This is a genomic window from Capnocytophaga sp. oral taxon 380 str. F0488 (genome assembly GCF_000318255.2).
In the GTDB taxonomy this organism is placed as follows: Bacteria; Bacteroidota; Bacteroidia; order Flavobacteriales; family Flavobacteriaceae; genus Capnocytophaga; species Capnocytophaga ochracea.
The window spans coordinates 46,357-59,166 of record NZ_KB291180.1 but is presented as its reverse complement, the minus strand read 5'-3'; the positions used below and the strand labels follow the sequence as shown (position 1 = coordinate 59,166).

The 12,810-nt window shown below is 41.9% G+C and carries 13 protein-coding genes; 4 read left to right on the top strand and 9 right to left on the bottom strand.

Annotation, left to right across the window (positions count from 1 at the left end):
• Positions 1 to 374: 374 nt before the first annotated feature.
• From HMPREF9078_RS02160 to tsaB, 4 genes are all read left to right on the top strand, one after another.
• A complete protein-coding gene (locus HMPREF9078_RS02160; RefSeq protein ID WP_009419089.1) occupies positions 375 to 1,265 on the top strand; it encodes a fructose bisphosphate aldolase in 891 nt (296 codons plus the stop codon).
• A gap of 113 nt (positions 1,266 to 1,378) precedes the next feature.
• Positions 1,379 to 2,251: a hypothetical protein gene (locus HMPREF9078_RS02155; protein ID WP_009419088.1), complete on the top strand. Its 873-nt coding sequence runs from the start codon at positions 1,379 to 1,381 to the stop codon at positions 2,249 to 2,251.
• Positions 2,251 to 2,928: a 16S rRNA (cytidine(1402)-2'-O)-methyltransferase gene (rsmI, locus tag HMPREF9078_RS02150; RefSeq protein WP_009419087.1), complete on the top strand. Its 678-nt coding sequence runs from the start codon at positions 2,251 to 2,253 to the stop codon at positions 2,926 to 2,928. The genes HMPREF9078_RS02155 and rsmI overlap by 1 nt, the downstream gene beginning before the upstream one ends.
• Before the next feature lie 51 nt (positions 2,929 to 2,979).
• The gene (tsaB, locus tag HMPREF9078_RS02145) at positions 2,980 to 3,615 is read left to right on the top strand and encodes a tRNA (adenosine(37)-N6)-threonylcarbamoyltransferase complex dimerization subunit type 1 TsaB (protein ID WP_009419086.1); all 636 of its coding nucleotides are present in this window, start codon (positions 2,980 to 2,982) and stop codon (positions 3,613 to 3,615) included.
• A gap of 9 nt (positions 3,616 to 3,624) precedes the next feature.
• On the opposite strand, the gene HMPREF9078_RS02140 is transcribed toward tsaB, so the two are convergent.
• The 9 genes from HMPREF9078_RS02140 to HMPREF9078_RS02100 all read right to left on the bottom strand — a co-directional run bounded on the left by HMPREF9078_RS02140 (position 3,625) and on the right by HMPREF9078_RS02100 (position 12,293).
• Positions 3,625 to 4,344 (bottom strand): 3'-5' exonuclease, encoded by a 720-nt coding sequence (locus HMPREF9078_RS02140; protein WP_009419085.1) that lies wholly within the window; start codon positions 4,342 to 4,344, stop codon positions 3,625 to 3,627.
• Positions 4,345 to 4,387: 43 nt separating this feature from the next.
• Positions 4,388 to 5,542, bottom strand: a complete 1,155-nt coding sequence (locus tag HMPREF9078_RS02135) for a serine hydrolase (RefSeq protein WP_009419084.1) — start codon at positions 5,540 to 5,542, stop codon at positions 4,388 to 4,390.
• Positions 5,543 to 5,564: 22 nt separating this feature from the next.
• A complete protein-coding gene (locus tag HMPREF9078_RS02130) occupies positions 5,565 to 5,912 on the bottom strand; it encodes a DUF2149 domain-containing protein (protein ID WP_002674860.1) in 348 nt (115 codons plus the stop codon).
• Positions 5,909 to 6,508: a MotA/TolQ/ExbB proton channel family protein gene (locus HMPREF9078_RS02125; RefSeq protein WP_009419083.1), complete on the bottom strand. Its 600-nt coding sequence runs from the start codon at positions 6,506 to 6,508 to the stop codon at positions 5,909 to 5,911. The genes HMPREF9078_RS02130 and HMPREF9078_RS02125 overlap by 4 nt, the downstream gene beginning before the upstream one ends.
• Before the next feature lie 48 nt (positions 6,509 to 6,556).
• On the bottom strand, positions 6,557 to 7,312 hold the full coding sequence (locus HMPREF9078_RS02120) for a patatin-like phospholipase family protein (protein ID WP_034542565.1): 756 nt from the start codon (positions 7,310 to 7,312) through the stop codon (positions 6,557 to 6,559).
• A 70-nt stretch (positions 7,313 to 7,382) separates the two neighbouring features.
• Entirely contained in the window at positions 7,383 to 9,380 is a 1,998-nt protein-coding gene (gene feoB / locus HMPREF9078_RS02115) for a ferrous iron transport protein B (protein WP_009419081.1), read from the bottom strand.
• 40 nt (positions 9,381 to 9,420) lie between these two features.
• A complete protein-coding gene (locus tag HMPREF9078_RS02110; protein WP_009419080.1) occupies positions 9,421 to 9,663 on the bottom strand; it encodes a FeoA family protein in 243 nt (80 codons plus the stop codon).
• Positions 9,664 to 9,908: 245 nt separating this feature from the next.
• Entirely contained in the window at positions 9,909 to 11,780 is a 1,872-nt protein-coding gene (gene mnmG / locus HMPREF9078_RS02105; protein WP_009419079.1) for a tRNA uridine-5-carboxymethylaminomethyl(34) synthesis enzyme MnmG, read from the bottom strand.
• A gap of 36 nt (positions 11,781 to 11,816) precedes the next feature.
• A complete protein-coding gene (locus HMPREF9078_RS02100; protein WP_009419078.1) occupies positions 11,817 to 12,293 on the bottom strand; it encodes a hypothetical protein in 477 nt (158 codons plus the stop codon).
• Positions 12,294 to 12,810: the final 517 nt, after the last annotated feature.

The following is a 12,810-nucleotide window of genomic DNA, read 5'->3' as shown; positions in this document are numbered from 1 at the left end:
CTCCCTCCCCTCTTCCGAACTTCTCCGTTTCCTTTCGAATCCCTCAACACTTCCCCATTTGCTAATTTTTCCTCGTCTGTCGTGCTACGGCTGCCTGTGCGGCTCGCACCTTTGGCAAACTTAAATAAACTGACAATACCTCCGCTGGTTTACAAGGCGTAGCCTTGATTTTGTTTAAAATTTGTTTAATTTCTGAGGCACAGCCTCATTTCTCTAATACAACCTAACACTCCATTTTCTCATTTTCTCATTTCCTCATTTTCTAATTTTTCCCGCCCGTGTGGCTCGCATTATTTCCATTTCCAGTATTATTAATTTTTGTCAATTAAAAAATATTTTGTACCTTTGTACTATCTTTTAAACAGTAACACACTATGAAAAAAGAACAACTCAAACAAATGAAAGATGGCAAGGGCTTTATCGCAGCCCTCGACCAAAGTGGCGGTAGTACCCCAAAAGCCCTTAAACTTTACGGTGTGAATGAAGACCAATATAGCAATGAAGACCAAATGTTTGACCTCATTCACCAAATGCGTACCCGCATCATCAAAAGCCCCGCTTTTAACAGCCATAAAATTATCGGTGCTATCCTTTTCGAACAGACAATGGATAGAAAAATCGATGGTAAATACACCGCCGATTATCTCTGGGAAGAGAAACACATAGTCCCCTTCCTAAAAGTCGATAAAGGCTTAGAAAGCTTAGACGCCGATGGTGTTCAACTGATGAAACCTATTAGCGGTCTTACAGAACTCTTAGAGCGTGCCAATGAGCGTCATATCTTCGGCACCAAAATGCGTTCAGTCATTAAAAAAGCCTCTCCTGACGGTATAGCACGAGTGGTAAAACAGCAGTTTGAGATAGCCAAACAAATCGTAAAAGCAGGACTCGTGCCTATTATAGAGCCCGAAGTAGATATCAATATCCCCGATAAATCACCTGCCGAAGCTATCTTGCGCGACGAGATAAGAAAACATCTCGATGCCCTCCCCGATACTTTCAACGTGATGCTCAAACTCTCTTTGCCAACTATCAACAATCTCTACAAAGAGTTCACCAAGCACCCTCGTGTAGTGCGTGTAGTCGCCCTTTCAGGAGGTTACCCAAGAGAGAAAGCTAATGATATCCTCGCCGAAAACAAAGGCGTAATCGCTAGCTTTTCAAGAGCACTTACCGAAGGACTCTCAGCTCAGCAAACCGATGCTCAGTTCAACGATACTTTAACTCACACTATCGAAGGTATTTACGAAGCATCTATAAAATAATCAAAAACGGACTGCTCCAAAAAAATTTTGGAGCAGTCCGTTTATTTGTCATTTCTTTATTATTCAAAAATATTTTATATCTTTGCCACATCTTAACTAAAGAATAGCAACCTATGAAAGAAGAATTAGAACAAAGTTTAGTAGCTCTCGCTACCGAAATTATTGCTAAACAAGGGAAACTTAACCTCATAGAACTCAATAAACAGGCTCATAAATTAGCTGAAAAAATCACTATATTGAGTTTCGTTGATAAATATTATCAAGACTTAGGTGCTAATGAAAACCGAAAAAACTCAATGATGAAAAAAGTATCTAATTTCATTGATGAAAATCAAGAAAAAGATATTTTCGACATCAAAGTAGAAGCTACCGAAGTGCACCCTATTGCTCCTAAAGGACAAACAAAAGAAAAAGCTTCGTTTGTAGCAATGGAACCAAAACCCGTTCAAAAACAAACTGCAAAAATAGCGCAACCCCAAGTAGAAGTACATCAGCCCGAACCTGAATGGGCAGTACCTGTGGAACAACCCAAAAGAGTAGAAACATCTCAAATAGATTTTGCAATCGAGCAACCTCAGCAAGTAACACAGCCCGAACAGTTTATTGAGCAACCTCAGTACACCGATGAACAACGTATCTTAAAGCAATCCCCTTCCTTAGAAGAGTATATCTCTCAGTCTAAGCATACCGTATTCGATAGAAAAGAAACTGATGAGGATATAAAACCCGTACAATCTCTTAACGATAAGTTAGGTAAAAATGCTCAAATAGGTTTAAATGATAAATTGGCTTTTGTACAAAAACTCTTCCTTGGTAGTGAAAGCGAATATAACAAAGTTGTAAAACATATCGGAGAACTCAATACAATGCAAGATGCTGTTTTATACTTAGAACAAGAAATAAAACCTACTTACAACTATTGGAAAGACAAAGAGGAATACGAAGAACGCTTCCTTTCTCTCCTTCTCAAACGCTTTGAAGTGTAATGAGCAAACTCTATCTCATTCCTACCCCCATAGGCAATCTCGAAGATATAACCTTGCGAGCACTCCGTTTGCTCAAAGAGGTTGATATTATCTTAGCCGAAGATACGCGCACCAGTAGTAAGCTTCTCAAACACTACGATATCCATACCCCTATGCAAAGTTACCACCTGTTCAACGAGCACAAAGTGGTAGACAGTTGGGTACAGCGCATCAAAAGGGGTACTACCGTAGCACTCATCACCGATGCAGGAACACCTGCCATTTCCGATCCCGGCTTCTTGCTTACACGTGCTTGCCTTACTGAGGGAGTAGATGTAGAATGCTTACCAGGAGCTACAGCCTTTGTGCCTGCCTTGGTAAACAGTGGTTTGCCTAACGACCGTTTTACCTTCGAAGGCTTCCTTCCCGATAAAAAAGGACGACAAACGCGCCTCTCTCAGCTCACAACTGAAACCAAAACGATGATTTTCTACATCTCCCCGCATAAATTGCTCAAAACCCTCACTGACTTTATTACCACTTTCGGTACCGACCGTCCTGCGAGTCTCTCACGTGAGCTCACTAAGCTACACGAAGAAACCCAACGTGGCACCCTCCAACAACTTTTAGACTATTATAAAGATAAGAATATTAAAGGAGAAATAGTTCTAATTGTTTCTGGGAAAAGTGAAAAATAAACAGTTGCTTTTGCGTCACACATTCCCCCTAAGTTGAAAAATACAACAAAAATGATTATCCTTCACATAGAAACTTCAGGGCTCAATTGCTCGGTAGCCCTATCAAAAAACAATCACATTATAGCTGAAAAATCTGAGAATGCAGGCAAGTTTACTCATTCCGAAAACTTACATCTCTTTATTGAAGACGTAATGCAACAAGCCTCCTTGCCCCTTTCTGCGGTTGATGCTATAGCCGTAAGTGCTGGTGCAGGCTCTTATACAGGTTTGCGCATTGGTATTGCTACTGCCAAGGGTCTTTGCTTTGCTTTGGAGAAACCCTTAATTGCTATTCCCACCCTGCAAATCCTCGCTCACCAAGCTCAGGGTAATTGCATTATCCCTATGCTCGATGCACGCCGTATGGAGGTGTATAGCGCCGTGTTTAATAGTGCTTATCAGTTTGTGAGTCCTACTGAAGCTAAAATCCTCGATGAGCATAGTTATCAAGAAGAACTAAATAGGGGTAAAGTAACTTTTTTAGGTGATGGCAGTACGAAGTTTGCTACTATCTGTAAGCATCCTAATGCTGTATTTATACCCAATGCTTTCCCTGAGGCAAAAGATATGCTTCCGTTTGCTATAGAAAAATATACAAAACAAGACTTTGAAGATATTGCTTATTTTGAACCTCAGTATTTAAAATAGAAATAAAAGTTAATGCCCTACAATTAGAATTTCATCATCGGTTAGAAGCTCTTCGTTGCGGAAACGTAGCAGTATTTGGGCTACTGTAATAGTATCTTTTTCACAATAAGTAGCAATGCGGTCTACATCGCCTTCATTGTAGAACACATCACGCACTTCGCTACCATTAATATCGTCTTTAGGCGAAGGAATACCCAAAATATGAGCCAAGAGCTTCAGCGAAGTGAAGTGTTTATAATCACCAAATTTCCATAGTTCAAGAGTATCGAGATGCGGAATTTCCCAAGGTTTCTTGCCAAAGAGCTGTAGTTTTTGAGGAATAGGAATACCATTGATAATCATACGTCGCGAAAGGTAAGGAAAGTCAAACTCTTTGCCATTATGAGCACAAAACAATTTATTAGCGCGTGAAAAGTGTTCTTCTACCAAACGTACAAAATCTTTTAACAATACTTCTTCCTCTCCCACAAACGAGGTAACCCTAAAAGTGCGTTGCTGATACCGAAAAGAAAAGTAGCCTACTGATATACATACAATCTTCCCAAACTCCGCCCAAATACCTGCACGGTCGTAAAATTCTTCAGCAGTAAACTCATCTTTCCGCTGATAACGTGTCTTTTCCTCCCACAGTTCTTGTTCTAAAGCCGAAAGCTCAGCGTGTTGTTCATAGAGTGGTACCGTTTCTATATCTAAGAAGAGAATATCTTCAAGATTAATCTTGTTAAGCATTTTTACTGAAATTCAACTATTAATTTAAAGTCTCATCGCTCTACTACCCTCTAACGCCTAAAATCTTATATGCCTCATCTATATAATCATAAATATCCTGAGTAAACTTACTGCCTTCAGGAGAAGTATCGGCAGTGCGATGCCCTAAACGCACAATGATAACTTTATCAGTAGGATTTACAATTACGTATTGTCCCAAATGTCCGCGCATCATAAAGAAATGGGTATCTTTATAGTCTAATAACCACCAACCATAGCCGTATTCTGGACTCTCGGCAAAGCGCGGTTGTACGGAAGTTGCCACAAAGGTAGAGTCTAATAGCTGTTTGCCGTTCCACTTTCCATTATCTCGATAGAGTTTTCCGAGGCGGGCAAAGTCACGTGCATTCGAAGCAATACAACAATACGCTTTTTCGAGTCCGCTTTCTTTACTGTCTAATTGCCAAAGAGCATCGCTCTCACAACCCATCGGTTGCCATAAGCTCTCGGTGAGATACTGAGTAAGGGTCTTCTTTGTAGCTTTCTCCAATACCATTCCCAAAAGAAAAGTATTTCCACTGAGGTATTTATAGGCTTTCCCAGGAGGAGAAACAATCCTCAGTTGGAGCATCTTTTCTCTAAAATGTTTATCAAAATAAGCACGAGTTGTAATAGAAAACGGATTGTAATACGCCTCGTCCCAGTCAAGCCCTGATGCCATAGACGAGAGGTCGCCTACGGTAAGCTGGGCTCCGAAGCCTTTTTTGTACTCAGGAAAGAAATCGCTTACTTTTTGGTCGAGACTCTTGATGTAACCATCAGCAATAGCCCTACCCAAGAGCGCAGACACATAGCTCTTTGCCATAGAAAATGAATTGCTCTTGCTCTCAGTATTATAGCCTTCAAAATACTGTTCGTGCCATATACTATCACCTTTGATGATAAGGAAAGCTACCGTTCCGTATTTTTTATGGGCATTTTGTAGTTCGGGGGTTTCGGGTATTTTGTTGTAATCCACTGAAAGTGGCCAAGGCTGAGGAGTAGGACTTTTAGTAATCGTACGATTGTCAAAATAGGTATAATCATCGAGGAAAGTAGTAGTATGCCCCGTGCCGTAGACCATCACTACTGCTTTGAGAATATAACCATAGCCCGCCACGTAAAGGGTTCCTATGAGTAGTAGCAGTACAACAACGAAATTAATGAGAAACTTTTTCATATTTAATAGGGTTTATTTATGCTTATTCTTCATCAGGCAACAATATAGTTTCGCCATTCTCGGTTTCGTACATTACCCCGAGGCGTTTACCTTTTTTCTGAGTGGTAGAAGCATCGGGGGTTGCACCTTCTACAGTTTTATATTTAGTGATTTTCTGTCCTTCACGACGAAGGATTTCCATATCATCGCCTTTCTTCTTTACAATGGTAAAATCTTCACCCGAAAAGAAATCGGCCATATTCAGGTTCATCACCATCGATACCATTAAGGCAACGGCAAAGACCATTGCCACGTCAAAAAGATTTACCACTACACTTAGCGGGTCGGCATCATCGTCTTTGAGTCGGGATATGCGTCGGTTTGTCTTCATTGTCTTGCGGGTTGAGTTAATACTCTACTTACATATTCAAGGTTGTTGATTTCTTTGCTATACCAGCGTTGTTTGAACTGCAAAGTTACCAACCCTACCAAACTAATCACTAAGCCTACAACGGTGGTGGCAAATACCACTTGCATATTACTCGCCATCTTAGAAATGTCTCCGGTGGAGAGCCCCGTAAGTGCCGGACTCATAGCAATAAGCGTACCGATGAGCCCTAAAACGGGACCTACTTTCGCCAACAGCTTGGAGGTGGCTATGTCTTTTTCGCCTTCATTCTCGAAGTTGGAAATCATATAGTCGTAATATGCCTCGTCGGGTATATGACTAAGAATATCACGCAAGTATTGGGTGTAAAGAGCATTATCGCGTGCGGGCAATAGGGCTTTAAGCTGTTCTGCGCTTTCGGGTGTGAGCGTCCTGATGGCTTCATTCAGCTGTTTGTCGTTTTTGTATTTAGTGATGAAGCGATTGTAGAAACTACCTACCAATAATAAAGCGCGCACAAAAAGTACCAAGAGTACGATAATGTCGGGTATCAGCAAACTATCCGATACCAAGAATAGAATTTTAGAAATTTCACTCATAAAGTTAATGTCTTAATTTACCAATTTGTCAATATTTGCCTCTACTCATTAGCTAACTGACAAATCAGCTAATTTGGTAATTGTTTGTTCGTATCCATATTCAAAGGCTTGATCGAGCATTTTAGTATCGAGTACGCCTACATTGCTGAGATTATGTAGTAGCAAGTGGTCACATTTTTTGAACTTGCGGTTATAATTGCCATCCATAGTGATGTTGTAAATGCGTTGCATAAACTGGAACGAGTTGCTGAGTTCCTTCTCGGTAATCGTTTCTAGCGGATTCACAAAACTCCCTATAATTCTATCGCATCGGTCTTTGAGGGGTTCTATGGGGAAGTTGTTCAGCAGTCCCCCATCGCAATATAAACTGTCTCCTATTCTCACCGGTGAGAAGTAAGGCGGTAATGCCGACGACGCAATGAGGGGCTGAATGAGCTCTCCTTTGCTAAAATACTGTACTTTACCGTTCAACAGATTGGTAGCTGTTACCACTAAGGGCAATCGTAAGTCTTCAAAAGTCGGACATTGGAATTGTTTCTTAAAGAACTTAGTATATTTAGCACTATCTACTAATCCCACTTTTTTAAAAGTGAGCATCGACCATTTGAACACAGGTGTTTCTTTAAAAAAATGCACCATATCCTCGGGCTTTACCCCACAAGCGTAGAGTGCCCCAATAAGCGCTCCACCACTGGTACCCGAAATAATTGAGGGTTGCAAGCCTTTTTCTTCCAAAGCCTTCAACAATCCAGCGTGTGCCAAAGCGCGCACCCCGCCACCTGAAAATACTAAACCTAACTTCATTATTTGTCGATTATCATCTTTACGGATTGTCCTCCCTCGGGGGAACGGGGGCATTCTGCTAATTAGTTAATTATCTAATTAAAATAAATGCCATCATTGCACTCACGTAGGCAATTCCCGTCATAAATATCCATTGGATAGCTGTCCATTTCCAGCTGTTGGTCTCTTTTCGTACTACGGCAACAGTGCTAAGACACTGCATTGCAAAAGCGTAATAGAGCAAGAGCGAAATACCGGTGCCAAGTGTGTATATGGGCGTGCCATCAGGACGTACTTCAGCGCGCATTTTTGCCAAGATAGTATGTTCCCCCTCTTCACCTTCGGTATCCAAATCTTTTCCTAAACTATAAACCGTTGATAAGGTACTAATGAACACCTCTCGCGCTGCAAACGAAGCTACTACCCCTATACTGATTTTCCAATCGTAGCCCAGCGGACGAAATACGGGCTCTATTCCTTTGCCTATGTAACCCAAAAACGAGTATTCAAGACTTTGGGCTTCTATGTAATGCGCTTTCTGCTCGGCGGTCCACTGGTGAGTTTGTGCCAACTGCTCGGCGGTAGCCTCTATGCTGTTGTACTTTTCTCCTACTCCGTGAGACCCTAAGAACCACAAAAGTATCGAAATTGCTAAAATGAACTTCCCTGCTCCTACTACAAAGCCTTTGGTCTTCTCGTATACAGTGAGGCATACATTGCGCAAAAGCGGAATTTTATAATCGGGAATTTCTGCGATAAAGAAACTGTTGTTCTTGTGCATCTTCAGTACTTTGTCTAAGATGAAAGCCGAGAGCAAAGCTACCGCAAAGCCCAAAAAGTACATCGCAAAGAACGTCCACGCTTTATAGCTAATCCAGCAAAAATCACCGTCTGGGATTACCAAGTTAATGATGATGAGATATACGGGCAAACGTGCCGAACAGGTCATAAACGGAGTAACAAGTATGGTGATTAGGCGTTCTTTCCAATTCTCAATATTGCGGGCAATCATCACGGCAGGTACAGCACAAGCTGCTCCCGAAATCAGAGGAACAACACTCTTACCACTAAGCCCAAAACGACGCATTACATTGTCCATCAAGAACACCACCCTACTCATATAGCCACTTTCTTCCAATAGGGCAATCAAGGTGAAGAGTACAGCTATTTGGGGGATAAACACTGTGATACCTGCGATTCCTGGTAGGATACCCTCTATTAGTAATTCGCTAAGTGCCCCAGCGGGTAGTTTAGTAGCAAGCCATTCCCCAAAAACATTGAAACCGTTTTCTATCCAATCCATCGGATAGCTCGACCAAGTAAATACTGCTTGGAAGATAAGCAAGAGTATCGCAGCAAACACCACATAGCCAAAGAAGGGGTGTATAAGGAAGCGGTCGAGACGTGCGCGAAGCGTCTGTGCTTTGCGCTGGTCTACCGTATACGTCTCTTTCAGTATTTTGTTGATAAACTGATAGCGAAGTATCGTTTCTTTTTGCTGTTTGCGTCGTTGCTCACTTTCCGACGTGCCAAAAGTCATCGCCTCTAAGCGAGAGATATCTACGCAAGGAGTGAGCGACAGTTGTTGATAATTTACAATCGCTTCTTTCAGCTCCGTAAGCCCTTCGCCTTTGCGAGTGCTGGTGAGGACAACTTTCGTCTGCAAAGCTTGCGCTAATTTTTCCACCTCAATACTGATACCCTTTTTGCGCATCTGGTCTACCATATTGATAACAAGTATCGTAGGCAACCCAAGATCTTTTACTTGGGTAAAGAGCAAGAGATTTTGCTTGAGGTTACTCACCTCACACACCACTACCACCACATCAGGATAATGAGGCTCAGAGCTATGTGTAAGCACATTTACAGCCACGTGCTCGTCTTCCGAGCTTGGGTTGAGACTATAGGCACCCGGCAAGTCTATGATTTCGGCTTGCTGGGTATCGGAAAGCTTGCAGTATCCTATTTTTTTTTCGACAGTAATACCAGGATAGTTGCCTACCTTTTGGTTCAAGCCCGTCAATGCATTGAAGAGCGAACTTTTACCGGTATTAGGGTTGCCCACAAGGGCGATTTTTAAACTTGTCAATTTGTTAATTTGCTAATTAAATTGCTTGTGCAACTTGCACCTAATTTGCTAATTCTATCGCTTTTGCCATATCCTTTCTAATCGAAAGATATGCCTCATTCATACGGATATAGATAGGGTCACCAAAAGTAGCTTTTTGGAGCACCTCCACTTCACTACCCGCATAACAACCTAAATCAATGAGTTTCTGAGGTATTTTAGCAATATCAATATCTTGTATAAGCCCTTTTTCGCCTTTTTTTAGATCGGCAACAGTACAAGCACGGTTGCGCACTTCTTCCATAACGATTATTATTATTTAGAATGATTTTGAGTGCAAAGGTAGTAAATAATTTTAATTCTACAAAACCATAACTGCCGATAACAACTGTAATATCTATAAAACAAAAACCTAAACACCGCATTACGCTAAATGTTTAGGCTCTAAGTTAATCTTCCCTTCTCAATTTCTTTATTTTGCAATCGCCTGTATGGCTCTCTGCCGCCTGTCGTGCTACAACTGCCTGTCGTGCTACGACCTCACGCCAATTATCTTCCCATATATATCAGCAATACACTGATATCCGCTGGCGATACCCCACTGATGCGTGAGGCTTGCGAAAGGGTAACAGGGCGTATCTTTTTCAGCTTTTCGCGCCCTTCAAACGAGAGCGATACTATCTTGTCGTAATCAAAGTTGTCGGGAATGCGCACACTCTCCAAGCGGTTGAGTTTATCAGCATTATTGCGTTCTTTTTCTATATAGCCGGCGTATTTCACCTCCACTTCTGCGCAGGTTTTTTCTTCTTCGGTAAGTTCGTTCTTCTTTATATATTCGGCAATACGGTCTATAGCCTCAAAGTCAGCAAGAGTTACATCGGGGCGAGAAAGTACCTTTTGGAACTTGTCGCCTTGTTTCATTGGTGATGACTCGTATTTTTCGAGTATAGGGTTTACCTCTTCGGGGGTAACACTCAATTCCTTTATATAAGTGATAAATCCACTCACCTTGCGTTCTTTGGCTTCCCACGCACGATAGCGCGCTTCACTTACAGTACCTATTTCATACCCTAACGGAGTCAATCGTCTGTCAGCATTATCCTGTCGCAAGAGGGTGCGGTATTCAGCGCGTGAGGTAAACATACGATAAGGCTCTTCGGTGCCTTTGGTGATGAGGTCATCAATCAAAACTCCTATATAAGCCTCGTCGCGTTTCAGTACAAAAGGAGCTCGCTCGCGTATTTTCAGTACCGCATTCACGCCTGCCATTAGTCCTTGTGCAGCAGCTTCTTCATAGCCCGTAGTTCCGTTGATTTGCCCCGCGAAGTATAAGTTTTCTATAAGTTTCGTTTCAAGCGTATGTTTCAGCTGGGTAGGCGGAAAATAGTCGTACTCTATCGCATACCCTGGACGGAAAAACTTCACCTTCTCAAACCCCACTACCTGACTCAGGGCAGCGTATTGCACCTCTTCGGGCAAAGAAGTCGAAAAGCCGTTCACGTACATCTCTACGGTATGCCAGCCTTCGGGCTCTACAAACAACTGATGATGGTCTTTGTCCGCAAAACGATTAATTTTATCTTCTATCGAAGGGCAATAGCGCGGACCCACACCGTGGATAATGCCCTGAAACATAGGCGAACGGTCGAAGCCTGTGCGCAATATATTATGTACGCGCTCACTGGTGTACGTCATATAGCAGTCTTTTTGCACTGCGAGCGGCTGTGTTTCAGCAGAGAAAGAAAACTTTTGCGGATGCTCATCGCCCGGTTGAGGAATCATCTTACTGAAATCAAGCGAACGCGCATCTACACGTGGAGGCGTTCCTGTTTTCATACGTCCCGCCTCAAAACCGTGTTGTACAAGGCACTCGGTGATGCCGTATGCTGCGGGTTCTCCTGCACGTCCTCCGCCAAACTGTTTCATTCCTATGTGCATCACTCCGTTCAAGAAAGTACCATTGGTCAGCACTACACTCTTCGCTCTGATAGTAATCCCCAACGAAGTGCGTACTCCTACTACTTTGTCTTTCTCTATCAGAAGGTCGTTTACCATTCCTTGAAAGAAATCAAGTGTAGGCAGACTTTCCAACTGTAATCGCCACGCTTCCGAAAAACGCATACGGTCAGATTGTGCACGCGGACTCCACATAGCAGGACCCTTCGATTGGTTGAGCATTTTAAATTGAATAGCGGTTTTATCAGTGATAATCCCCATATAGCCCCCCAAGGCATCTATTTCGCGTACTATCTGCCCTTTGGCAATACCTCCCACAGCAGGGTTACAGCTCATTTGGGCGATATGTTGTAAGTTCATAGTAATCAGTAGTGTACTGGCTCCCATATTGGCAGCCACAGCGGCAGCTTCAGCACCTGCGTGCCCTCCGCCCACTACTATCACATCATATTCAGTTGTAAACATTTGTCTAATTTGCAAATGTGCTAATCTGCTAATTTGCTAATTTTTCTTTAGAAGTTTATACAGTTCTTTGATACTCTTTTCGAAGCGTTTGATGAGTTTAGGATTAGTTACTTTACTGCGTAACTGAGGTTGTTCATACCAAGCGGTATCAGCTCCTGCTCTACTATGACTCAGTTCCAGTTGGTTGTCTATATTTACAATAAAATAATAATCAGAAGGAAAATAAGAGTCTTTTTCATCAAAGAACACAATAGATTTCGGTAGATAAAAATCTCCATATTCATAGGTAGTGTGAGGTTTTTCGGTATTCCACACTACAGCATACTTAAAACCTTTGGTGTTGTTCCAAAAAGCCAACGGCGATGTTTTCTGAGGAAGCTCAAAAATCTGCAAGGCATCTTCGGGAATGAAAGCACTGAGTTGTATGATTTTATTGAATAAATCAACGGTAATCACCTCGTTCTTTAATGGGTGACCGTGTAGTTTCTTCTCTCTGTAATAGATTCTTGGCATAACAATTCAAACTCTTTTAAGTGTGCAAAGGTACAAAATAAAATCATAACTAAAAAATGATACGCAAAAAATAATATTTTTTCCTTTTCTAAATTCCATCTTACAACCGTCTCACATACACCTCTTCTCCTTCCTACCTCCTCTTTTGTTTCTCTACACTTTGCCAAAGTTTCAAACTTAGTAAAGTTAATATAACTCTCTTTGTCTTTGGTTCTCCCTTTTTAGCCTCTCTCAAATTTGCTAATCTACTAATTTTTTACCTGTCTATCGCGCTATGACCTCACATTACCTCCGTGATTCGTCCCTCGTGATTCATCATTCGTCTCTCGTCATTCGCCCCTCGTCCTTCGTCATTTCTTCCTTTTTTCCGTCATACTCGCCCCTATTGCCTATGGCCTAAGGCCTATTGTCTTTTCCCTTTCTTTCGCCTCGAAACCCTGTTTTTACCGTTTTTATACTCGTTGTATCATATTATGAGTCAACTGTTTATATACCCTTTCTATACCAATCGTCCAAG

Bases quoted from the DNA above. Each gene is read 5' to 3' on its own strand.
- HMPREF9078_RS02160 (WP_009419089.1), top strand. From the start codon at position 375: ATGAAAAAAGAACAACTCAAACAAATGAAAGATGGCAAGGGCTTTATC.
- HMPREF9078_RS02155 (WP_009419088.1), top strand. From the start codon at position 1,379: ATGAAAGAAGAATTAGAACAAAGTTTAGTAGCTCTCGCTACCGAAATT.
- rsmI (WP_009419087.1), top strand. From the start codon at position 2,251: ATGAGCAAACTCTATCTCATTCCTACCCCCATAGGCAATCTCGAAGAT.
- tsaB (WP_009419086.1), top strand. From the start codon at position 2,980: ATGATTATCCTTCACATAGAAACTTCAGGGCTCAATTGCTCGGTAGCC.
- HMPREF9078_RS02140 (WP_009419085.1), bottom strand. From the start codon at position 4,344: ATGCTTAACAAGATTAATCTTGAAGATATTCTCTTCTTAGATATAGAA.
- HMPREF9078_RS02135 (WP_009419084.1), bottom strand. From the start codon at position 5,542: ATGAAAAAGTTTCTCATTAATTTCGTTGTTGTACTGCTACTACTCATA.
- HMPREF9078_RS02130 (WP_002674860.1), bottom strand. From the start codon at position 5,912: ATGAAGACAAACCGACGCATATCCCGACTCAAAGACGATGATGCCGAC.
- HMPREF9078_RS02125 (WP_009419083.1), bottom strand. From the start codon at position 6,508: ATGAGTGAAATTTCTAAAATTCTATTCTTGGTATCGGATAGTTTGCTG.
- HMPREF9078_RS02120 (WP_034542565.1), bottom strand. From the start codon at position 7,312: ATGAAGTTAGGTTTAGTATTTTCAGGTGGCGGGGTGCGCGCTTTGGCA.
- HMPREF9078_RS02110 (WP_009419080.1), bottom strand. From the start codon at position 9,663: ATGGAAGAAGTGCGCAACCGTGCTTGTACTGTTGCCGATCTAAAAAAA.
- mnmG (WP_009419079.1), bottom strand. From the start codon at position 11,780: ATGTTTACAACTGAATATGATGTGATAGTAGTGGGCGGAGGGCACGCA.
- HMPREF9078_RS02100 (WP_009419078.1), bottom strand. From the start codon at position 12,293: ATGCCAAGAATCTATTACAGAGAGAAGAAACTACACGGTCACCCATTA.